Here is a 20,913-nt window from a genome sequence, read left to right as displayed (position 1 = left end):
CGCGATATGTCACTCGACCAGACTGCAAAGTCAGAATCGGCGACCGAAGGAACAAGATCTCGTTTCTCGTTGTCGCAACATATGAACGAAGTCAGTTTGTTCGTTGCGATCATGATACTTTACATCGTTTTTACAACCACCGCGAACGGTTTCCTTTCGTTCAATAACCAGATCAACATCCTTCGAGACGCGGCTACGATCGGGATCGCCGCGTGGGCGGCTACGCTCATTATCATTGCGGGTGAAATCGATGTCAGCGTCGGTCCGATGGTGGCGTTCATTTCCGTCGTGCTTGCGTTTCTGCTTCAGTGGGGTCTTCCGACGCCGATCGCCTTCGCGTTTGCGATTTTGGTCGGTGCTTTGCTTGGTTCGATCGCCGGAGCTCTGCGAGCATACTTCGATGTCCCGTCCTTCGTTGGCACGCTCGGTCTGTGGAGTGCTCTTCGCGGGACCGCATTGTTCGTGACCGATGCGCTGCCCGTTTCTATTGGTCGCAACGATACCCTGGACGCCCTTGATCGTTCGTTTCTTGGCATTCCGCCTGCCGCGATCATCATGCTGATCTTGTTTGCGGTGTTCACCTTCATCAGCCGAAAGACAGCTTTCGGCAGGTCCGTTTTCGCAATCGGCGGCAATGCTCACGCAGCGTTTCTGAGCGGCATCAGTGTTTCCAAGATCCGCGTCGCGCTCTTTGCGATCGCCGGTGCAATGGCGGCAATTTCCGGTATTCTCCTGCTCTCACGACTGGGATCGGGCAACGCGACCGCAGCCACCGGCCTCGAGTTTGACGTCATCGCAGCTGTCGTGGTCGGAGGAACTTCGCTGTCTGGCGGGCGGGGCTCGATGCTTGGCACGCTTCTGGGCGTGCTGGTTATCACCCTCATCGGTAACGGCCTTGTCCTGCTTGGCATCAATCCTTTCTTCCAGCAGGTTGTGCGTGGGCTGATCATCGTCATCGCGGTGCTTGCCAACATCCAGGCGATCAAGCGCAGCATGTCACGTAACAAGAGCTGATCTCATGTCCATTGTAAGCCTTGAGGCAGGGCCGCTGTCTCTTCGCGTTTCGACAAGAGGAGGGCTTGTGCTCGGCTTTTGGCGAGATGTCGGGTCGGGCAGGACAGCGCTTCTGCGTCCCTGCCTGTCCGACGATGTCGATGCGCTTGGCTCTTCCTGCTACCCGCTTGTGCCGTTTGGCAACAGGGTGAAAGACAATAAGTTCTCGTTTGAAGGAAATGACTATCACCTCCGCCCGAACACGGATTGGGACAAGCACTATCTGCACGGCGAAGGCTGGCAGGCGGACTGGTCTATCGGACGGAGGACACCGACGTCGGTTGAACTGGTGTTCGCCCACGGGGGCCAAGGCACCCCATACGAATACCAAGCCCGGCAGCGCTTCGCCCTTGACGAACAAGGGTTGACCATGACGCTTGCGGTCGAAAATCGTGGCCAGCGCTCACTGCCATTTGGACTCGGTTGGCATCCTTATTTTCCGATGACGCCGAAGACGACGTTGCTTGCTCCGGCTCGCAAGTTTTGGACGGAAGTCGAAGGATGGCTGCCAGGCCACCAGACCGAAATACCGAAGGAGCTGGATTTTAGTTCTCCGGCGCCGCTGCCCCAATGTTGGGTCAACAACGGGTTCGAGGATTGGAGTGGTGAAGCACTCATCACTTGGCCGGAGCGGAATACATCGCTCCACTTAACTGCCGACGCCATTTTCAAGCACGCCTTTGTGTTCGTATCAGATACGACTTTCGATACGAGCTTCAAGCGTGACTACTTTTGCTTTGAGCCGATGAGCCATCTCGCCAACGGACACAATCTGCCCGACCTTGGCGGCCTCAAGGTTTTGAAATCCGGTGAAGCCATCTCTGGCAGCATCCACATGCGCCCCTCCAGCATCTGATATCGATTACCGGAGTTTCCAATGCCTGCGAGTGACCGTTACGATTACATCATCGTTGGTGGAGGAAGCTCCGCCTGCGTCGTCGCCGAGAAACTGGTGCGCGAGGGCAAGGCGCGCGTCCTGCTTCTGGAGCGCGGACCCGCAAAAGCCAATCCGATCATGAGCTTTCCAGCCGGGTACATGAAGTTTCTTGCCAAAGACACATATCTTGCCATGCATCAAACCAAGCCGCAGCCCCAACTGAACGGCCGTGGTCCCATTGTGCCGCAAGGCAGGGTTTTAGGCGGCGGCAGCGCCGTCAACGCAATGGTCTACATGCGCGGACAGGCGGCTGATTTTGATCTTTGGAACGAACTGGTCACGTCGAAAGGATCCAATGACGGCGCCTGGTCCTACGGCGACCTGCTTCCGTATTTTAGGGCGCAGGAGGACAATGATCATCTTGCCGGTGACTTCCATGGTGTCGGCGGGCCGCTGAAGATCTCACATCTTGGACACACAAGCGCGATGACGCGGACCTACGTGAAAACCCTGCAAGCCATGGGGATCCCCTACAACCCGGACTTTAACGGCGCACATCAGTTTGGCGTCGGATTTATGCAGCATACCATAGACTGGAAGACCAGAAGGCGGTCTAGCGCCGTCGATGCCTTCCTCGCACCAGTGATGAGTGATCCGCTGCTGACCATCGAGACGGAAGCGACCGTCACCTCGATTAGGATGGAAAGCGATCGCGCCACTGGCGTCGATTACATACGCAACGGGAGCCGGAAATCCGCGAGCGCAGGGGAGATCATTCTCGCCGCTGGAGCCTACCAGACGCCAAAACTGTTGATGATTTCTGGTGTTGGACCGGACGAAGAACTCACCAAGCATAATATTCAGAAGAAAGTCGTGCTGCCTGGCGTCGGCAAGAACCTGCAGGATCATTACGAGTGCCCGGTCGTTGCAACCACGAAGGGGGCCTTTGGCTATTACGGTGCGGACCAAGGCTGGCCAATGATCAAGGCTGGGCTGCAGTATCTCATGTTCAAGACGGGTCCGGTCTCGACGACTGGGGTGGAGACCTGCGCGTTCTACGACCCTGACGGCAATAACGATCGACCGACGATCCAGATGTTCTGTGTGCCGACCGTCTACCTGGACCGGGACGTCATGGGCACCGAACCCGGTGATGGCGTCACGATCAACTCGCTTCTGCTTCGTCCAAAGGCGAGGGGATCGGTGACGTTGGCGTCGAGCGATCCATTCGAAAACCCGATCGTCGACACCCAGATCTTCGGCCATCCCGATGACCTGCGCCTGACCATTGCAGGGTTCCGGTTCGCCCGGATGGTTCTCGAAGCCTCCCCCATGCGTGAGCTGATCGAAAAAGAGATATTCCCTGGCGCGGACGTGACAAGTGACGAGGCCCTCGCCGCTCATTGCAAGCGCACTGTTAAAACCGGCTATCACCCTGTCGGCACGTGCAAGATGGGTCAAGACAGCGACCCGGAAGCGGTCCTGGATACCAGCCTCAGGGTCCGGGGCACACGGGGCTTGCGGGTCGTAGACGCGTCTCTGATGCCAACGATCGTCAGCGGCAACACCAACGCTGCCGTCATGGCTGCGGCAGGCAAAGCTGCCGGCCTTATCCTCGCATAGACTGGGCACATCATGAAGATCATAAAATTCACAACCTACAGGCCATCGCTGGAGCAATTGGAATCGCCCCTCTAGGAGATAGGTCTGTTATGCGATCTTCGGCTGCGATATTCTCGACCGATGAAACTCAGTCAGACCATACGGTTCGCTACAGCCGAGGACGGCACCCGTATCGCCATGGCGTCTTGCGGGCAGGGCCAGGTGATCCTGCGGGCGGCGCACTGGCTGAGCCATGTCGATTACGATCTCGAAAGCCCGGTGTGGCGGCCGTGGCTCCAGGCGCTGTCCGCCCATAACCGGTTTGTGCGCTACGATCCGCGCGGCTGCGGTCTGTCGGACCGGCATGTCTTTGACCTTTCGGTCGAAGCGTGGCACGCAGACCTTGCTGCGGTGGCAGCGTCGATCGAGGAGCCGCGCTTCGTCCTCCTCGGTCTTTCGCAGGGCGGCGCACTCGCTATCGCATACGCCCTCAAGTATCCCGAGCGAGTATCGCATCTCGTGCTTTTGAACGCCTACGGTCAGGGTGCCCGCGCCAGAGCCCAGACCGAGGCCGAGCGGCTGGAAGCCGAGACCCTTGTCAATTTCGTTCGCATCGGCTGGGGACGCGATAATCCGGCGTTTTGCCGGTTCTTCACCAATCTCTTTATCCCCGACGGCACAGCTGAACAGCATCGCTGGTGGGGCGATCTCGAACGCCAAACGGCAGCGCCCGACGTCGCCGCACAACTTCTTTGGCAGATGCAGGGGATCGATGTGCTGGACCTTGCGGCGATGCTGCGCGTCCCGACGTTGATCGCCCACAGCCGCGGCGACATGCGCGTGCCGTTTGACCAGGGTTGCAAGCTTGCCGCCGCGATTCCGGGCGCGCGCTTCTTGCCGCTTGAGAGCAAGAATCATGTGCTCTTGCCGGACGAGCCTGCGTGGAACCTGTTTCAAGCCGAACTTGCCGCCTTCCTCGGACAGGATCGAGCCGCGCAGCCGCGCGCAGTTCGTGAGGCCGGTCTGACACCCGCCGAGGCCGCCCTTCTCGACCTCGTCGCGGAGGGGCTAGACAACCGCGTGATTGCAGAACGGCTTGGCAAGAGTGCAAAGACCGTGCGAAACCAGCTGTCGGTGATCTTCACCAAACTCGGCGTGCATAGCCGCTCGCAAGCGATCGTCCTCGCGCTCTCCCGATAGTCCCGCTTCTGCAGGTAGATAGACCTCCTCCGATGCCGATGGGACATGTGTCCCTCCAAGGAACGGGATTTCTTCGCAGACGCGGGACAACCGCCTCATGCCCGCCGAGACGGCAAGCTTCATCCTTGGCGTCACGGATGGCAGGACGCCATCCGAGCACCGGGAGGAATTCACGTGACGGAAATCAACGAAACCACGCTCAATGAACTCGTGGGCCGCGTCCTTGGCGACCTTGGTGGAGCGGTTAGCGTGCCGCTGGTCCGGATAGGAGATGCTCTCGGACTATACAGGTCGCTTAAGGAGATCGGGCCGGTGAAGGCCGACGAACTTGCCGATGCCTCGGGATGCGCACCTCGCTATGTGCGCGAGTGGCTGGCGGCGCAGGCTGCCTCGGGTTATGTGCACCATGAGCGAGGATTGTTCTCGCTGACCCCCGAACAGGCCTTCGTGTTTGCCGAGCCGGACAGCCCGGTCAATCTGATCGGCGCGTTCGATACCGCTGCTGCGATGGTCGAGAACCAGCCGAAGGTGCAGTCCGCCTTCAAAACCGGCCGAGGCGTTGCCTGGGGCGATCAGGCTGGCTGCATGTTCTGCGCCGTCGCGCGGCTATTCCGCCCAGGTTATGTCAATGCCCTTGTGCAGGACTGGCTGCCGGCGCTCGACGGTGTCACCGACAGGTTGAAAGCGGGTGCGAAGGTGGCGGACGTCGGGTGTGGGCACGGGCTATCGACGATCCTGATGGCGCAGGCGTTTCCCAATTCCCGGTTCGTGGGCTACGACTTCCATCCAGGCTCGATTGCCGCTGCGTCCGCGCACGCACAGGCACACGGGCTGACAAACCTGCACTTCGAGGTCGGCAGGGCGCAGGATTTCGACGGCCGAGATTTCGATTTGATCACCTGCTTCGACTGCTTGCACGACATGGGCGACCCGAAAGCCGCTGCGGCTCATATCCGAAAGGCGTTAAAAGAGGGCGGCGTCTGGATGGTGGTCGAACCAATGGCCGGAGATACGCTGGAGGAGAATATCAATCCGGTTGGACGGCTCTACTACTCAGCCTCGACGATGATCTGCGTTCCGACCTCGCTTGCGCAGGAGACAGGGCTGGCACTCGGTGCGCAAGCGGGAGAGCGGCGATTGGCCGAGGTGATCCGCTCAGGCGGTTTCACTCATATCCGGCGTGCAGCCCAGACGCCCCTCAACATGATCCTCGAGGCCACCTGACAGGCCGCGCCTCCCGTTGGAAATGCTGCGCCGCATTCCCGGCCTCGTCAGGAAAGTCGACGAGTGCGGCGACGGCTTGCAGGAGCACGCCAGCCGCCCCATCGTCAACGGCGGCGGTAAACCATGCATCTGATTGCCGGCCTGACGGCAACTGTCGAAGTAAGAATATCCATTGATCCCAAATTCACTTGGACAGATACGACTTCATGAACGAGCCTTCGAGGAGCCTGATGAAGGTGGATGCGCTCGCTCCAGGTTAAGCGCATAGCCGACGGCTTTGCTCTTGGCAGGCTGTGTGGTAGGAGCGGGTCATGACATCACTGATCGATTTCGATTGCCGAAGCTGTGGAGCCTGCTGCTCCTTTTCGTCGACCTGGCCCAGATTTTCCACCGAAACAGACGCTGCTCTCGATTTGCTGCCGGCGCATTTCGTAGCCGCGAACCAGCAAGGGATGCGTTGCGACGGTGCGCGCTGCTCCGCACTGGTCGGTCGCGTCGGTTCAGAGACATCCTGTCAAGTATACGATCTTCGGCCTGACGTCTGCCGCGCCTGCGTCCCAGGCGATGACGCTTGCTTGACCGCGCGCGCGTTCTTCGGGCTCGGTCAGCCAAGTTTGCCGCCCGGTCACATCGATGCGGAACTGCCAATGAACTGAGATGCGTGGTTCCGTCCGGCTCCTCTCTTCGTCCCGTCTCCTCCGAGAGCGAGTAGGCGCCTGCTGATCCAATCCACGCTGACGTTGAATCCCTCTTCCACTCAGCCGAAAAGAACTCTTGGCTACAGAGGGAGATGACTTATGGCTGACGAAAACAGGACAGGCCCCGTTACCGCGGTTGCTGAAACGGATGCAACGGCAAAAGTGCCGGCGGCGAAAAAGCAGCGCACCACGGCGCCCGAAGGCAGTTGCCGGAGCAACGGGTCGCAACTGTATTCAAAGACGCTCGATCTTACGGACCGCTTCGTCAATAATATCCGCAACATCCAACTGAAGGTCACGGGTAGGGTCTCCCGCCAACTTCTGACCCAGGGCGGTCTTCAGCCCTTGCATCGCGCGTCCGACAGGACCGGCCGACACATCAGTGCCACGAAAACGCAAAGCCTCGATCCTTGCCAGCACACCCTGCGCCTCCGTGCGATGCTCATCGAGGTAATGTTTTCCATCCGCGTTCAGCACATACGCACGTTTCTGATCGCTCGGCGCCGACGAGGATAGGAGCATCTGATCCATCATCATGGAAAGCTTTGGATAAACGATCCCCGAACTGGGTGCGTAATTACCACCGGACCGCGTTTTGATCTCTTTGATTAAATCATACCCGTGCCGCGGCACTTCGCCTTCCATCAACAGCAATAAAAGATATCCCAACTCATCGCCGTCGAGCATTCGACGTCCGGCGGGGGCTTCAACATTGATATCATTCTTTGCCATGTTAGCTCTAAGCCATCTCTAAGATATATCTTGACACTGATTTAATGCGTTGTATACATGACGCCGACGCCGCACTCGATTGTCAATGCGGCTCATTCAAGCGTGAGAGCGAAAATGAAGAAAGTTGCAGTCATCGTTGGCTCGCTGCGTCGCGAGTCCATCAATAAAAAATTCGCGAAGGTCCTCGCTCACCTGGCCAAAGATCGCCTTCACTTCGATATCGTCGACCTCAGCAATGTCCCGCTTTACAACGACGACCTCTGGGAAACCGTACCGGAGTCCATTTTGGAGCTTAAGCGGCGTATCTCGGAAGCCGATGGCGTGCTCTTTGTGTCTCCCGAATATAATCGCTCGTTCACCCCGGTTCTCAAAAACGCCATCGATTGGGGCACGCGCCCTTATGGAAAGAACGTTTTCTCGAACAAGCCGGGCGCTGTGGTCGGCACGTCGCCCGGTGCAATCGGTTCGGCTGTCGGTCAGAGCCAGTTGCGGACGGTCTTGGCTTCGATCCACGTCGTTACGATGGGGCAGCCCGAGGTTTACCTTTCTTGGAAGGAGGATTTGTTCGACGCCGACCTAGACATCGTCAACGAGTCCACACGGGGCTTCCTGGAGACCTGGGTGGATCACTTCGCCCGTTGGATTGACCGAATGGGTGGAGATTGACCAGCTCGTAATGCCGCCGCGCTATTGCCGCTGCCCTCAAGGAAGTTTGTAATGCCCCACAAGTACAGGGTCGCCGTGGAAGAAATCGGCGATGAAGCGGTCACCAAGGAGCCTCTGGTTTTCGAAGTGACCAATCATGATGACCTGTTGCACATCCTGAAACTGGTTCAGGAAAAGAGAGTCGTTCCACCTGAAGAGGCAGCCGAGCTGACGATCGGGTTCAAGTTATTCGCTGAGGTGCTGCTGCGTCATCGCGCCAAGCCGCCGTTTGCAGACTTCTTCCCGCACGTCAAAGAATTCATGCAACAGTTGAAGCGCTACGAACCTCGGTAGCGCTCTATGCCTTCCCAGAAAGCTTTCGATGACGACCGACCAGGATCTGTTGATCGCCGTATACGCCATCGTAGGCGTTGATCGGAAACTAAATAGCCGCGACCCCTCTGAACTGAGAAGGATCGCAGAGTCCTTACATCAACAGTATCCGCATCGCACATCTGACGAAATTGAAGAGCGCATAAAGAGCATCCTGCGCAACAAGCGCTGAGTTTCCGCGACGGCCATAGGCCACAAGCGAACGGGATGACACTGCTCAGGCTCTCGGGCAACGTGTCTTGATCACGAAGGACAGGGGTCTGCTCTATGCATAGACCTGAAATGCGGGAGCTGGTGGCTTTTGTAGAAGTGGCACGCCAGCTCAACTTCACGCGGGCTGCCGCGAATGTGGGCGTCTCGGTCCCGACTTTTAGTCAAACTCTACGCGGCCTTGAAGAGAAGCTCGGCGTCCGCCTTCTGACACGAACCACCCGCAGCGTCTCGCTGACGGATGCGGGAGACGAGTTCCTGAAATCATTGGAGCCGCTGCTCGAAAGCCTTGATGTGGCGCTGGACGGCCTAAACCGCTTCCGCAGTGAGACCGGCGGACGCCTTCGGATCATTGGTTCGCGAACTGCTGCGACACTGCTTGCAGCGCCACTGATCGGCCAGTTCTTGTCTACCCATCCGGATATCGAAGTTGAAATGCTGGTTGACGATCTTCACGTCGATCTCGTTGAAAACCGAATTGACGCGGGGATCCAAGTTGGAGAGCGGATAGAAAAGGACATGGTCGCCGTTCGGCTCGTCGATTCATTCGAAGAGGTTTTGATGGCATCGCCCGACTATCTCCGAAATCGGGTGGCTCCTGCCACGCCGTCCGAGCTGGGCGAACATTGGTGCATCCGCTTGCGGTCCTCCTGGGACGGAATTGTTCGCCCTTGGGTACTGACGAGCGGCGATGAGAAAGCTGAACCGGCGACCGGTATGCATTTCGTGGCAAACGACCTTCGTGTCCTGGCCTCAGCCATTTGTGGCGGAGGTGGAATCGGTCTGGTCCCGAAGGTGCTGGTAAAGGATGCGCTCGCCACTGGCGAGCTTGTCCGGGTTCTCGATGGTTGGAGCTCCTGGGTCTCGGGTATTTACCTGTTTTACCCAAGCAAACGGCAGATGCCTGCCGCCCTCAGTGCTTTCATCAGCTTCATGCGGGAGAACAAACCAGGCCCCGGCTGGTTGCTAGCCCAATGACAGCCATTTGTGATGGTGCCGCTCAATTTTGAGCGAGATCGAAAACACAACCAAGGCCGCAATACCGAGACCGACACCCACAACACCTGTCGATGCAGGCCCAAATTTCGTCGTGATGAGCACTCCTCCAAGCGCTGCTCCAACTGCATTGGCAACGTTGATCGCGCAGCCATTAAGCATCGCACCCAGGCTTTGAGCGTGTCCGGCCACATCCATCAGTCGCGCCTGCAACGGGGCGACGAGGGCAAGGGCAGAAAATCCTGCAAGAAATGCAGCAACGGCAATCAAAACGGCGCTGTGAACGCTGACCAGAAACAGGGCAAAAGTGATGACATTCAAGGTCAACAGAAGCCCAATCGCTCGCATGACGCCCTTATCTGCCAACCAGCCTCCGAAGAAATTGCCGACAACCATTCCGCAGCCGATGATGACGAGAAACAGCGGCGCCTTCTGCTCACCAATCCCAGTCACCGAGATCAAGGTCGGCACGAGGTACGTGTAGACTGCGAAAAGACCAGACAGGCCAAGGGAGCCGATCGCAAACGTCAACCAAACCTGTGGCCTTGCCAGAGCGCCCATTTCCTTGGCTGCGCCGGAACCTTCAGCAGCGGGCATCTTCGGTATCGCTAGGTGACATCCCAAGGCCGCTGCCAGGGCAACCGCTCCGAGAAGGAAATAGGGAATTCGCCAGCTTGTGCTTTCGCCAATGAAAGTGGCGATCGGCGATCCAAAGAGGTTGGCGACACTCAGTCCCATCATGACGCGAGCTACAGCCTGTGCCCGTCTGCCATGCCCAGCCATTGCTGCCGCGATCAGCGCAGCTATGCCAAAATATGCCCCGTGCGGCAGTCCGGAAACGAACCGAGCAACGATGAGCATGGGGAAATTTCCGGTCAGGGAGGTCAGGATGTTCCCGACGGCGCCAATGGCGAGGAGTACCAGGATAGATAAGTGTCTCGGCGTCCGGGCCGAGACGATTGCGATCAGGGGAGCGCCGAAGACCACACCCAGGGCATAAGACGTGACGGAGGCTCCAGCGACATCGACGGCCACACCGTTTGCCTTCGCCATTTCGGGAAGGAGACCCATTGCCGCAAATTCCGATGTCCCGAAGATGAAGCCGCCAAGGATCATTGCCGCTTCTGCCGCAAGCGTCCGAAATTTTTGACGATGGTGGGTCATGGGGTCTTCTTGTCCATGGTTGGAGGCAGGTTTGGCCGCAGGCCGGACATGGGGTATTGTCGGCCTGCGGGTCTTAAAGCGGTCGCGTCAGTGTTCTAGGGAAGCGAAACTGACGTACGGGATTGGACCGCCACCATTTTCGTCATGGCGTAGGGACGAAAATGTCTCGGGAGTAGGCAGGGAGTGACGTGACCGAGATCAAGCTCTCCGAGCCGTCAAAGACCGTGGCGAGTTTGCCGCCGGTTGCTTTGAAGGTGTAGGAATGAAGACGATCGCTCTTCGAGCCCGCTGCCTGAACCACGTCGGCGGCTTCATTGTAACGGTAGATGCGCGAGAAGCTCGGCTTCAGCTGCGAGTAAACGTGGCTTTCAGCTTTCTCCGCGTTCAGCGGACCGCGCTCGAATTCGGTCTCCAGCGAAACCATCTCGCCACCGCCTTCGAAGGTCCAGGCCTCTTTCACCATGGTTGGCGCAGAGCTGTACTGGACGGAGCGATAAACGTTGTCCGTTGCCTGTTCAGCAATTCCATAGGGACCAGCGCCACCACGGGAGAGTCCGTCGAACAGCATAAGGACATCTTGGTCGCTGCCCTTGTGATGGATCGGGAACCCGAAGAGCACGTACCGATAGGGTGCACCAACTTTGCCGTCGGCTCCAACGGCGAAAAGCTGGTCGACGAACTCGACCTGTAGATTTGCGCCTGCGGAGGGGCCTTCTTTGAAAGTGCTCAGTTCCCAGCCTTCCGGCACGAACTTTCGAAGTGCGGCATCCGACGCCTTATAGGCGAGGATCGTACGAATGTCGGTGTTGCTTCCGCTGAACGTTTCTGCGGCTTCGGCGGCTGTAGGCATTGGCAGCATCGACATGATCGGGGCTGCCAGAGCAGCGAGAACCAATGCCACATCCAAGTGATGAGCCTTGAACATGATATCTTTCCTTTGATTGAGAAGGAATTTTCGGCGCGGCGGCGACTTACATCGCAGCGAGGCCAGCCTTTGCGCAGACGTCGTCCTGGTCGCCGGTGCCGCCGCTGGCAGCCATCGCGCCGATGATCTTGCCGTCGCTGACTACCGGCCAAGCACCAGGAGCGGCGAGGACGCCGGGCATCGTCAGCATGAACGGACCGGCCTTTGCGGTTACATCATAGAAGGCGCGGGTCGGGCGCTTGTAGAGAGCGGCTGCGGCAGCCTTTTCTTGAGCCGCCTGTGCGCTGCCGAGTTCGGTGTCGTCCATTTTTTCGTAGTAGACAAGTGCGCCATGCGTGTCGGTCACGGCAATAGCCATTGGCCATTTGTGAGCCGCACATTCTTTGACCGCAGCGGCGGCGATGACTTTCGCGGTATCGACGGAAATGTCTGTGCCGTACTTCGGTTCATCCTCGGCGTGGGCCAGGGAAGACATGGAAAGAAGGCCAATCGCAGCAGCGACAGTCCAGTTGGAAATCGACATGGGTATATCCTTTCGTTCTTCGCTTTGATCGGCCCGCGTTTTGCCCGGTTCCGGAAGGCCGAGCAGGATGAGAAGTCTGGGTTCGTCTACCGCTGGTCTTGAACCCAGAATTACGCCCGGCGACGGGCGTTCTGAATGTCGAAGACTGAAATGGACTATTAGGCCATACCTAAGAATTGGCGGACCGAATTTCGGCAAAAGCGATTTGAGGTAGCAGAATGGCGAATGAAGCTGCCGCGTCTGCCGGGCGAACATGTACGACAAAATTCCAATCCGTGTGCAGGGAAGCGACGCTTACGGACAGCTGCGAACCTCTTCGAAGCTGGCGTTGAAAGGCAATATCCCGTGCAGAGGTGCACAGAAGCAATGCCATGGCGTTTAGCTTTTTTGATGAGGCCACAGTCCGAGACAACGTTGACGACAACTATCGTTTCTAAGCGTGGCGCATCCAGGTGATTTTGGCAAAGGCCTGTTCGATCGGATTGAGATCGGGTGAATAGGGCGGCAGGAACCAGAGCTTGGCGCCAGCCGCGCGGACGAGCTGGCGTACGACCGCCGACTTGTGACTGCCGAGATTGTCCATGACGACGATGTCGCCGGGCCGGAGCACTGGAACGAGCTGCTGCTCGACGTAGGCGCGAAAGCATTGCCCGTTGATCGGGGCATCGAAGACGCAAGGGGCGGTGAGCCGATCGCACCGCAACGCTCCCAAGAATGTCAGCGTACGCCAATGCCCATGCGGAGCAAAGCCGCGCAGGCGCTTGCCTTTCGGTCCCCAGCCATAGAGCTGGGCCATATTCGTCTTGATCCAGGTTTCATCGATAAAGACCAGCCGTTCCGGATCGAGGCGAGCCTGCCATCCTTTCCAGCGCCGACGCTTGTGGGCGATATCGGCACGAGCCTGCTCAAGCGCCAACAGTTTTTTTTGAAGCGCAGTCCTTCGCGCCTGTGGAACTGCCACACCGTGTTGTGGGAGACGGCGATCCCGCGCGCTCTAGCGTCAGTAACGCCGTCCCAGCATATGCGTCCCCCCGAGACAAAACCCTGTTATCCCTCGTGCAAATTCCCTATGGCGAGGGATGATGCGCAACGGTCGAGAGCGTGGGCGCATGCGGCGCCGAACCCTTCGCTTTCTCGAAACTGATGTCGCTTTGACCGATCAAGTCGCCGGACGTAGCTCTGTCGCTGCGTTCGAGATGATGGCCATCAAGGAAGGAGCGATAGGCATCTGCGATACCCTCCTTCAGACCTATCTTAGGAGACCAGCCGAGAGTGCGAAGCTTGTCGACGCTCAGGAGTTTACGTGGCGTGCCATCTGGCTTGGTGAGGTCGCGCGTGATCTTGCCTTCGAAACCAACGATCTCGGAGACGAGGTATGCCAATTCGAGGATGGTAATGTCTTCGCCACAACCTACGTTCACATGACTTTCGGCGGAATAGGTCTTCATGAGATGGACGCAGGCGTCGGCGCAATCGTCAACATGCAGGAATTCGCGCCGCGGCGTGCCGGTACCCCAGACGCATATCTCTTGTTGCTGGTTGACCTTGGCCTCATGTGTCTTGCGTATGAGCGCTGGCATGACATGGCTTGACCCGAGGTCAAAATTGTCGCCTGGACCGTAAAGATTGGTAGGCATGGCCGAGATGAAATCTCTACCGTGCTGTTTGCGATAGGCTTGGCAGAGCTTTAATCCGGCAATTTTGGCGATCGCATACCATTCATTCGTGGGCTCAAGCGATCCGGTCAGAAGTGAGTCCTCAACGATCGGCTGATCGGCGAATTTCGGATAGATGCAGGACGAGCCCAGAAACATCAGTTTTTCGACTTGAGTTCTATGGGCGGCGTGGATGACGTTCGCCTGGAGAATCAAGTTGTCGTAAAGGAAGTCGGCCGGATAGGTAGCATTCGCGAGAATACCGCCGACCCTCGCAGCAGCCAGGAAGACAGCATCGGGACGATGCTTACTCATCCAGGCCTCCACCTGCTCCTGCCGTCTGAGATCGACCTCGGCGCGGGTGGCCGTCAAAATCTCGCAGCCCTCGGAAGCGAGACGCCGCACGATCGCAGAGCCCACCATTCCGCGGTGGCCGGCGACATAGACCCTCTTTCCGGCAAGGCTGTAAATCACCTCAGGCATAGGCAAAACCTTTAGTTACACCGACCGACGGAACATTTCGTGCCATGAGTTTCAGATCCTCGCGAACCATCTCCGCAACCAGCTGATCAAGATTGGTCTCATGTTTCCAGCCAAGCTTCGTGTGCGCCTTCGTCGGATCGCCAATCAGAAGATCAACTTCGGTCGGACGGAAGTAAGCTGGATCGATCTCCACCACACACTTGCCGGATGTCTTATCGTATCCCTTTTCCTCAACCCCGTTCCCACGCCAATCAATCGGCATGCCCACCTGGGCAAAGGCTTTGTCGACAAAGGAACGAACCGAGTGCGTTTCGCCGGTCGCAAGGACATAGTCCTCCGGTTCGTCCTGTTGCAGCATCAGCCACATGCCACGGACATATTCTCGTGCATGTCCCCAGTCGCGCTTGGCGTCCAAGTTGCCGAGATAGAGCCTTTCCTGCAGTCCAAGATGGATCGCCGCCGCCGCCCGGGTGATTTTGCGCGTCACGAATGTTTCGCCGCGGATCGGGCTTTCGTGATTGAACAAAATGCCGTTCGAGGCGTGCATGCCATATGCCTCGCGATAATTGACCACAATCCAATAGGCGTAGAGCTTGGCCGCCGCGTAGGGGGATCGGGGGTAGAAAGGTGTCGTTTCGCTCTGCGGAACTTCCTGAACTTTGCCGTAGAGCTCTGAGGTGGACGCTTGATAGAAGCGGGTCTTCTTGGTCAGTCCCAGGAGGCGAATTGCTTCAAGGAGCCGAAGGGTGCCGGTTCCATCGGCGTTAGCCGTATATTCCGGCGTCTCGAAAGAGACTTGAACGTGGCTCTGTGCGGCGAGATTATAGATTTCGTCCGGCTGCGTTTCCTGAACGACGCGGATGAGGTTCGTTGAATCGGTCATGTCCCCGTAATGCAGAATAAAGCGAGGATTTTCGACATGGGGATCCTCGTATAGATGCTCGATGCGACTGGTGTTGAACGACGATGAGCGTCGCTTGAGGCCGTGAACAATATAGCCCTTCTCCAGGAGCAATTCGGCCAAATACGCACCGTCCTGGCCAGTTATACCCGTAACCAGCGCAACCTTATTTTCGTTTTTCAATGCGGTCTCCATAATTTATTTCGGAGAATCAGGCGGACATGCTGTTCGAACTCATGTGTACTCGTGGTACTTCCTCAGTGAGCTCACAAACAGTTCTGAATCGTTGAAGTTGTACATGGCGTGTTGTTTCGGATTGACGTTATTTATGGCAACGGCAATCTCTGCGTTGCGCGCGGTCTTCAGCTGATGTAGGCAAAACTCTACCGCGCGACGGCTCGTCTTTCCCCATTTTACGACCACCAGCGTTCGTTCTGCTAACGCTGTCAGATGCATCGTATCAGCCGAGGCGAGCACCGGCGCGCTGTCGAAGATGACGATTTGGCCGAGTGAGGCGGCCCTCGCGATGATGTCAGCCGCATCAGTCAAACGAACGCGCCGATGGAGACCGGCATTGCCAGCCGGGATGAAGTCGATGCCGCTTGGATGGTGATGGATGATGTCCCGCATTCCGGCCTGTCCACACAGGAATTCGTTCAACCCCTGCTTTAGCTCTGATTTGAAAAACGAGTCGAGATTTCCGAGTCTGAGGTCGCCATCGACAAGCAGCACCGGAATTCCGTTGGCGGCGAGATCGATTGCCAGGGATCTGGCGACAAGTGACTTGCCCTCTCCGCTGTGAGCCGACGTCACAACGATACTGTTGGGCAACTTTCCGCCGTTGGATTGTTTGAGCGAAGTCATGACGGAGCGAATTGCTTCGTCAAACATCCCGTCTTGGATGCTCCCGAAGAGCATCGACGGATCTCTCCGGTCTTTCCGTTTCAGGTGTGGGATGAATCCGGCGGGTACGATGCGCGACATTCCGGCCATCTGGTCGAAGCTGCGGACTGAATTGTCCAACATCTCGACCACGAAAGCGGCCGTCACCGCGATCGATATCGAAGCCAAAAGGGCGCCGATCAAATAGAAAAGCCGCCCGCGTCCCTGCGGCGCCAGCGGCACCGCGGCCGGTGACAAGACTTCCAGTTCCGCGCCCGGCAACATGGCTTGCGCAGCCAGGCCACGGCGCTGCTCCTCGAGCTTGTCCAGCGCCGTTTGCTCTTTGTCAGCCATGCGCTGGAGTCGGGCCAACTCGGTTTGCGCCAGGGCAGAGCGAGTGCGTTTCTCATGAGCAGTCGCCAATGCCGACCGGATTGCGTCGTCCTCATGATCGAGCGCCGCAAGCTTGGCGTGTATCGATTGGAGATATCGATCGGTTGCAAGGCTGAGATCGGTGCGAGTTTTGAGGATCTTGGCGCGCGCGTCGACCACGGCTTCGGCGGTGTTGCCATATGTCTCAAGAAGGCGCTCGAGATCTTGCTCCTTCGCACGAAGCTCGCGTTGCATTGCAACAATGCTGTCGGGAATGACCATATTCTGCAGGACGAGCGAGGGGTCGTCGGCCGCTTCGAGTGCGGATATCGTTGCTCTCGCTTCAGCGCGGCCTTGTTCGATTTTTGTCCGCCGCTCGCCCAGCTCCATGATCGACTTGATCTGTTCAACCTGATCGTCGTCATTTGAGGCAACGTCGGTAGTTTTCTGGTACACGTCGGCGGCATCGCGTGCTGCCTTGGCGCGCCCCATCTGTTCGTCGATGCGCAGCAGAAGCCATTCTTCTGCTGCGTCCACTCGACCACGCAGGCTGTCCTTGCGCTCTTCGAGGTAGATGCTGATGAGCCGGTTCGGGACAGAAGCGGCCCGTTCGGGGTCGCTCGCATCGAAACCGATCTGAATGACGTCACCCTGGCCATCGCGCCAAACGCGGAGGGCCTTGTAGTACTTCGGGATTATCGGCTCGATGCTGTCCCGTATCGGCAAGGACGGCTTTTCACTATCGACCCAACCGCGCAGCATTGATCGGATCTTGTCGATAGGCGAGATTTCTTGCAGCGCCGGATTGAATTCCGGCCATTCATTGAGCCGCAGGTCGCGGATTACCCGCTCTGCGATGCTTCTGGAAAGAAGCCGTTCGGTCTCAGATGTGGCGTCCAGCGGATCGTTGCGGCCGGACTCGTCGGTGCCGAGCTTTGTCGCCAGAGGCGTGTGGATGATCAGCCGGGACTCGGCATGATAAGTCGGCTTCAATCCAGAAATCACGGTTGCGGCAACCGCCATAAATACCATGATGATGGCCATTATCATGACCATCCGTCGCCGGATAAGGCGCAGGCCTGAAGTCAGATCAATTTCGTCCGAACGAGTCTCTACCTGAAGCCGGGGATCGTAGCGCATCGACGAGAGCGAGGGGTTGCGGTCTGGCGGCACAGTCGAAATAGTCATCGTTCACCAGCCGTTGTTTGAGGTTGCGCGGAGATAGCGTCGTAGAGTTTGTCCAGCGATCGCATGTAAGCCTTCATACTGAAATTGTTGAGATAATGAGCACGGGCCTTGGCCGACAGATAGTTGCGGACTTTCGGGTCGGTGACGAGCTTAGCCAGCGCCGCAGCCAGGGCATCCTTGTCTCCGACAGGTACGAAGACGCCGGTTTCACCATCGGAGATGACTTCGCCATGCGCGCCGACGCGCGTGGTGACGACGGCGAGCCCATGGGCAAGCCCTTCGACCACAGCCATTGCCAAGCCCTCGGCATGCGAAGGTAAGACCAGGATATCTGCCCGTGTACACAGCGCTTGGGCCTCGTCGGCGCCAAGCCAGCCCGGCATTTTCACCAGATCTGAAAGCCCCATGGCGGCAGCCTGGCGCCGGTAGTCTTCCACAGGTCCGTCGCCTGCCAGCACGGCTCGCCACCGGAGTTCTTTCATGATCGGATGACTTAAGGCAAGCAGAAGCTCCTGAACGCCTTTACGTTCGCTCAGCCGGCCGAGAAATATGATCAACGGCATCTCGCCGACATGAACATTGCGCGGCCCGGGGTCGGGAACACAATTGCCGATGACGACTACGCGGCGCTCTTCCACGCCGAGAAGCGTCGTGAGCGTGATGCGGTCGCGCTGGCCCAGTGCCACGACCTGGTCGGCATGTTGGAACATCCGGCGTACAAGCATTTGTTGACGTGGCGAGCGTGCGGCAAAGTCGGTCGCGTAGTCGTAGTCGTGCAGGTGCAATATGTGAGAGCATCCGAGGAGACGGGCAGCCTCGGTCAGGATCAGTTTTCTTGCGGTGCTGCCGCGACCCGCGACATGAATATGGTGAATGCGTGCCGGAGCAACTATCCGATCCTTTGCCATCATCAAGACGGCGCCGAGCAGGCGCACAGGCGACGCAACTGAGGACCACCGAGGCCCTCTGGTGTCGGTGACGAGGTGTGTTTCGCCGGCCTCCTTCGCCGTGTTCGATATATATCCGACGAGCCTGCCAATTCCGCCACCGTTTTCGCAACCACCCGGGACGTAGTGGCGGACGGTTGCTGCTGCGTTGCGCGTCGCTACCCGATTCCCATCCGTGAGCGCGTTCATCAGCATGCCCCGATCACCTTACGATAAACGGCCGCAGCCTGTGCTCCGACCTGTTGAGGCGAATTCGGACCTGTAGCCCATGCGAGCGCGTTGATCCCGAAGCTGCTTCTGAGCTCGCTGTTTTCCGCCAGTGTCCGTATGGCTATCGCGAGCTGTTCCACATCCCCCGGTGGAACCACCATTCCCAGTCCGTTTGGCAGAACGGTGGCTCGCAATTCGCCGACATCAGTCACGATAACCGGTTTGCCAAATGCCGCGGCAAGATTGAGGACGCCGCTTTGAGAGGCTTCCGTATAGGGAAGGACAACGATGTCGGCATCCAGAAAGAGCTGGGCGACCTCCATATCCTCGATAAAGCGGTTGCGAATATCATAGCGGACGGCGTCCCCCATAAGGGGCTGGAAGATCCACGGATCATCGCCGCGGCCTGCCACCGTGATGCGTAGATTGGGGAGCAGGTCCTTGAGCATCGCCTCGGCACGGATCAGATGCTCCAATCCCTTGTAAGCAAAAATCCGTCCGAAAAGCAGAACGCGCAAAGTTCCATCTGCGCAGCGCCGCGCCATCTTGTGCCGCCGAGCGAGCTCCGCGTAGCGATGAATGGCGGGATGCGACAGGACATGGACGCAATCAGGCGATTTTGAATATCGCTCGAGGACCATTCGTTTCAGCCCTTCGCCATGGACGACGACATGACCCGATTGCCGCACCATCAATTGAGGAGCCCAGGCTGGCAGCGTGCGGGTGTCGGAATCGCCGGGATGCACTTCCACGTCATGGACGGTGGTCACGATCGGGATCGGACGCCAGAACGGCGCGGCGAAGTTCAACCAGAGCGTCGAGTTGCTCAGAAGGTGAATGACGTTCGGCCGCTCCTGCCGGATAAGACGTGTGAGTTGGTGCAGGAACCAGGGATTGGAGAGCGAGCGGTGCCTTGGCCAGTCCATGAGGTGCAGATCGACAGCCGGATCGATCCATGAAGCAAGGTGTGCGTAGCGCCTGCGCGGAACCGCTAGGACGACGTGCGCATGTCGCGCAACGCCGCTAGCGAAGGAGATGGTGTAGTCTTCCAGTTCGGAAACCAGCAGCAGTGCCTTCATCCCGCCGACTCCGACACGCCGACATCCTGACCAAGTCGAGGCAAGTCGTAGGCTGTGCGCAATGCATCACGCGTCCGCCTCAGCAAGTTTGGTTCTCCGGCGAAAAAGAGCCCTTCCATAGCAAGGCTGAACCGGGTGCGTGTATCGGCGCCCTGCAGCTTGGCTGAGGCGACCCGGTACGGATAGTGATCAGTCAGACGCAGCCTTCCCGCCAGATCGTGCGCGGAAAGAAACCGGTTCGTCGCTTCAACGGTAGCCTGCCAATGGGCCATCCGCTTTCGCAGCATGGCGGCGTCATCGACTGGCCGATACCAATTATTGTTGTGAATCCGATAGAAACCGAGTGAATCCGACAAGGCGACAACGCTCCCCAGAAATGGATAGATGCCTGTGAGCCAGGCATCGGCAGACATGCGGAACTGCTCGGGAATATCCCCTGCAGCATCCCACGCGCTACGTCTTACAGCGATGGCTGATGTCATCGGGAAGGGCCACCAACCAGCCGATCTGGCGAGCCGTGGCGACAAATTTCCTGAACACAGGGTCCGAGGGATCGGCCTGAAGGCTGGTGAGCCATCGTTCTGCGTTGGCTGAAGTCGGTGATAGACAAGCGATGCCTGAGGATTGGAGTGGAAAGCAGCGGCGGTTGCCGACAGCTTGCCTGGCGCCCACCAGTCATCGGCATCGAGAAAACAGAGGATGTCGCCACTGCTTAACTTCACAGCAGCATTTATGGCGGCGGCCTGTCCCTGGTTCTCCTGGAAGAGCACCTTCACCCGCTTGTCATAGCCGTCGAGAACAGAGCGCGACTGGTCGCTCGAGCCGTCGTCGACGACGATTATCTCGACATTGGACGCCTGTTGGCTCAAGGCGCTGTCAATTGCCCGGGCAACGAAGCGACCGTAGTTGTAGTTATTGATAAGGACGCTGATTGTAGGCCGCTCCATGACACCC

Annotated in this window: 20 protein-coding genes and 1 pseudogene; 10 read left to right on the top strand and 11 right to left on the bottom strand. The window is 58.2% G+C overall.

The window, feature by feature from the left end; all coding sequences use genetic code 11:
- Positions 1 to 6 precede the first annotated feature (6 nt).
- The 6 genes from G9X67_RS21175 to G9X67_RS21150 all read left to right on the top strand — a co-directional run bounded on the left by G9X67_RS21175 (position 7) and on the right by G9X67_RS21150 (position 6,612).
- On the top strand, positions 7 to 1,014 hold the full coding sequence (locus G9X67_RS21175; protein ID WP_171599592.1) for an ABC transporter permease: 1,008 nt from the start codon (positions 7 to 9) through the stop codon (positions 1,012 to 1,014).
- 4 nt (positions 1,015 to 1,018) lie between these two features.
- Positions 1,019 to 1,909, top strand: a complete 891-nt coding sequence (locus G9X67_RS21170; protein ID WP_171599591.1) for an aldose 1-epimerase — start codon at positions 1,019 to 1,021, stop codon at positions 1,907 to 1,909.
- Positions 1,910 to 1,930: 21 nt separating this feature from the next.
- Positions 1,931 to 3,553, top strand: coding sequence for a GMC family oxidoreductase N-terminal domain-containing protein (locus tag G9X67_RS21165; RefSeq protein WP_171599590.1), 1,623 nt, complete (start codon positions 1,931 to 1,933; stop codon positions 3,551 to 3,553).
- A 120-nt stretch (positions 3,554 to 3,673) separates the two neighbouring features.
- The gene (locus G9X67_RS21160; protein ID WP_171599589.1) at positions 3,674 to 4,732 is read left to right on the top strand and encodes an alpha/beta fold hydrolase; all 1,059 of its coding nucleotides are present in this window, start codon (positions 3,674 to 3,676) and stop codon (positions 4,730 to 4,732) included.
- Positions 4,733 to 4,906: 174 nt separating this feature from the next.
- Positions 4,907 to 5,956, top strand: a complete 1,050-nt coding sequence (locus tag G9X67_RS21155; protein WP_171599588.1) for a methyltransferase domain-containing protein — start codon at positions 4,907 to 4,909, stop codon at positions 5,954 to 5,956.
- Positions 5,957 to 6,267: 311 nt separating this feature from the next.
- On the top strand, positions 6,268 to 6,612 hold the full coding sequence (locus G9X67_RS21150) for a YkgJ family cysteine cluster protein (RefSeq protein WP_171599587.1): 345 nt from the start codon (positions 6,268 to 6,270) through the stop codon (positions 6,610 to 6,612).
- A 276-nt stretch (positions 6,613 to 6,888) separates the two neighbouring features.
- Here G9X67_RS21150 and G9X67_RS21145 read toward each other — a convergent pair whose 3' ends face one another.
- The gene (locus tag G9X67_RS21145; RefSeq protein WP_138334216.1) at positions 6,889 to 7,386 is read right to left on the bottom strand and encodes a helix-turn-helix transcriptional regulator; all 498 of its coding nucleotides are present in this window, start codon (positions 7,384 to 7,386) and stop codon (positions 6,889 to 6,891) included.
- 114 nt (positions 7,387 to 7,500) lie between these two features.
- Here G9X67_RS21145 and G9X67_RS21140 point away from each other — a divergent pair, with 114 nt between their 5' ends.
- From G9X67_RS21140 to G9X67_RS21125, 4 genes are all read left to right on the top strand, one after another.
- Positions 7,501 to 8,052 carry an NAD(P)H-dependent oxidoreductase gene (locus G9X67_RS21140; RefSeq protein ID WP_062941771.1) on the top strand — a complete coding sequence of 184 codons (552 nt, stop codon included), beginning with the start codon at positions 7,501 to 7,503 and terminating at the stop codon, positions 8,050 to 8,052.
- Between the two features lie 51 nt (positions 8,053 to 8,103).
- A complete protein-coding gene (locus G9X67_RS21135) occupies positions 8,104 to 8,385 on the top strand; it encodes a DUF3861 domain-containing protein (RefSeq protein ID WP_138334214.1) in 282 nt (93 codons plus the stop codon).
- A 28-nt stretch (positions 8,386 to 8,413) separates the two neighbouring features.
- A complete protein-coding gene (locus tag G9X67_RS21130; protein ID WP_138334212.1) occupies positions 8,414 to 8,596 on the top strand; it encodes a hypothetical protein in 183 nt (60 codons plus the stop codon).
- Between the two features lie 95 nt (positions 8,597 to 8,691).
- Positions 8,692 to 9,612, top strand: a complete 921-nt coding sequence (locus tag G9X67_RS21125) for a LysR family transcriptional regulator (protein ID WP_138334211.1) — start codon at positions 8,692 to 8,694, stop codon at positions 9,610 to 9,612.
- Here the strand turns inward: G9X67_RS21125 and G9X67_RS21120 are convergent.
- The 10 genes and pseudogenes from G9X67_RS21120 to G9X67_RS21075 form a co-directional block, all read right to left on the bottom strand.
- Positions 9,601 to 10,794, bottom strand: a complete 1,194-nt coding sequence (locus G9X67_RS21120; RefSeq protein WP_138334209.1) for an MFS transporter — start codon at positions 10,792 to 10,794, stop codon at positions 9,601 to 9,603. The two genes, G9X67_RS21125 and G9X67_RS21120, sit on opposite strands and share 12 nt — an antisense overlap.
- Positions 10,795 to 10,936: 142 nt before the next feature.
- Positions 10,937 to 11,719, bottom strand: a complete 783-nt coding sequence (locus G9X67_RS21115) for a hypothetical protein (RefSeq protein WP_138334207.1) — start codon at positions 11,717 to 11,719, stop codon at positions 10,937 to 10,939.
- A gap of 46 nt (positions 11,720 to 11,765) precedes the next feature.
- Positions 11,766 to 12,242, bottom strand: a complete 477-nt coding sequence (locus G9X67_RS21110) for a heme-binding protein (RefSeq protein ID WP_138334307.1) — start codon at positions 12,240 to 12,242, stop codon at positions 11,766 to 11,768.
- A gap of 436 nt (positions 12,243 to 12,678) precedes the next feature.
- Positions 12,679 to 13,235 (bottom strand): annotated as a pseudogene (locus G9X67_RS21105) (IS630 family transposase); the annotation flags it as partial.
- A 74-nt stretch (positions 13,236 to 13,309) separates the two neighbouring features.
- Positions 13,310 to 14,380, bottom strand: coding sequence for a GDP-L-fucose synthase (locus tag G9X67_RS21100; RefSeq protein WP_062941765.1), 1,071 nt, complete (start codon positions 14,378 to 14,380; stop codon positions 13,310 to 13,312).
- Positions 14,373 to 15,476, bottom strand: coding sequence for a GDP-mannose 4,6-dehydratase (gene gmd / locus G9X67_RS21095; RefSeq protein ID WP_138334206.1), 1,104 nt, complete (start codon positions 15,474 to 15,476; stop codon positions 14,373 to 14,375). Before gmd ends, G9X67_RS21100 begins: the two co-directional genes overlap by 8 nt.
- A gap of 39 nt (positions 15,477 to 15,515) precedes the next feature.
- On the bottom strand, positions 15,516 to 17,723 hold the full coding sequence (locus tag G9X67_RS21090; protein ID WP_171599586.1) for a polysaccharide biosynthesis tyrosine autokinase: 2,208 nt from the start codon (positions 17,721 to 17,723) through the stop codon (positions 15,516 to 15,518).
- Positions 17,720 to 18,865: a glycosyltransferase family 4 protein gene (locus G9X67_RS21085; RefSeq protein ID WP_171599585.1), complete on the bottom strand. Its 1,146-nt coding sequence runs from the start codon at positions 18,863 to 18,865 to the stop codon at positions 17,720 to 17,722. The genes G9X67_RS21090 and G9X67_RS21085 overlap by 4 nt, the downstream gene beginning before the upstream one ends.
- Positions 18,859 to 19,959: a glycosyltransferase family 4 protein gene (locus G9X67_RS21080; protein WP_171599584.1), complete on the bottom strand. Its 1,101-nt coding sequence runs from the start codon at positions 19,957 to 19,959 to the stop codon at positions 18,859 to 18,861. Before G9X67_RS21080 ends, G9X67_RS21085 begins: the two co-directional genes overlap by 7 nt.
- Positions 19,956 to 20,906 (bottom strand): glycosyltransferase, encoded by a 951-nt coding sequence (locus tag G9X67_RS21075; protein WP_171599583.1) that lies wholly within the window; start codon positions 20,904 to 20,906, stop codon positions 19,956 to 19,958. Before G9X67_RS21075 ends, G9X67_RS21080 begins: the two co-directional genes overlap by 4 nt.
- Positions 20,907 to 20,913 lie beyond the last annotated feature (7 nt).

Source organism: Rhizobium sp. WYCCWR 11152, from assembly GCF_013087615.1.
Classification (GTDB): Bacteria; Pseudomonadota; Alphaproteobacteria; order Rhizobiales; family Rhizobiaceae; genus Rhizobium; species Rhizobium indicum.
Note: the sequence above shows the minus strand (reverse complement) of the source record. Positions and strands in the feature narration are given on the sequence as shown.

Bases quoted from the DNA above. Each gene is read 5' to 3' on its own strand.
- G9X67_RS21175 (WP_171599592.1), top strand. From the start codon at position 7: ATGTCACTCGACCAGACTGCAAAGTCAGAATCGGCGACCGAAGGAACA.
- G9X67_RS21170 (WP_171599591.1), top strand. From the start codon at position 1,019: ATGTCCATTGTAAGCCTTGAGGCAGGGCCGCTGTCTCTTCGCGTTTCG.
- G9X67_RS21165 (WP_171599590.1), top strand. From the start codon at position 1,931: ATGCCTGCGAGTGACCGTTACGATTACATCATCGTTGGTGGAGGAAGC.
- G9X67_RS21160 (WP_171599589.1), top strand. From the start codon at position 3,674: ATGAAACTCAGTCAGACCATACGGTTCGCTACAGCCGAGGACGGCACC.
- G9X67_RS21150 (WP_171599587.1), top strand. From the start codon at position 6,268: ATGACATCACTGATCGATTTCGATTGCCGAAGCTGTGGAGCCTGCTGC.
- G9X67_RS21145 (WP_138334216.1), bottom strand. From the start codon at position 7,386: ATGGCAAAGAATGATATCAATGTTGAAGCCCCCGCCGGACGTCGAATG.
- G9X67_RS21140 (WP_062941771.1), top strand. From the start codon at position 7,501: ATGAAGAAAGTTGCAGTCATCGTTGGCTCGCTGCGTCGCGAGTCCATC.
- G9X67_RS21135 (WP_138334214.1), top strand. From the start codon at position 8,104: ATGCCCCACAAGTACAGGGTCGCCGTGGAAGAAATCGGCGATGAAGCG.
- G9X67_RS21130 (WP_138334212.1), top strand. From the start codon at position 8,414: ATGACGACCGACCAGGATCTGTTGATCGCCGTATACGCCATCGTAGGC.
- G9X67_RS21125 (WP_138334211.1), top strand. From the start codon at position 8,692: ATGCATAGACCTGAAATGCGGGAGCTGGTGGCTTTTGTAGAAGTGGCA.
- G9X67_RS21120 (WP_138334209.1), bottom strand. From the start codon at position 10,794: ATGACCCACCATCGTCAAAAATTTCGGACGCTTGCGGCAGAAGCGGCA.
- G9X67_RS21115 (WP_138334207.1), bottom strand. From the start codon at position 11,719: ATGTTCAAGGCTCATCACTTGGATGTGGCATTGGTTCTCGCTGCTCTG.
- G9X67_RS21110 (WP_138334307.1), bottom strand. From the start codon at position 12,242: ATGTCGATTTCCAACTGGACTGTCGCTGCTGCGATTGGCCTTCTTTCC.
- G9X67_RS21100 (WP_062941765.1), bottom strand. From the start codon at position 14,380: ATGCCTGAGGTGATTTACAGCCTTGCCGGAAAGAGGGTCTATGTCGCC.
- gmd (WP_138334206.1), bottom strand. From the start codon at position 15,476: ATGGAGACCGCATTGAAAAACGAAAATAAGGTTGCGCTGGTTACGGGT.
- G9X67_RS21090 (WP_171599586.1), bottom strand. From the start codon at position 17,723: ATGACTATTTCGACTGTGCCGCCAGACCGCAACCCCTCGCTCTCGTCG.
- G9X67_RS21085 (WP_171599585.1), bottom strand. From the start codon at position 18,865: ATGCTGATGAACGCGCTCACGGATGGGAATCGGGTAGCGACGCGCAAC.
- G9X67_RS21080 (WP_171599584.1), bottom strand. From the start codon at position 19,959: ATGAAGGCACTGCTGCTGGTTTCCGAACTGGAAGACTACACCATCTCC.
- G9X67_RS21075 (WP_171599583.1), bottom strand. From the start codon at position 20,906: ATGGAGCGGCCTACAATCAGCGTCCTTATCAATAACTACAACTACGGT.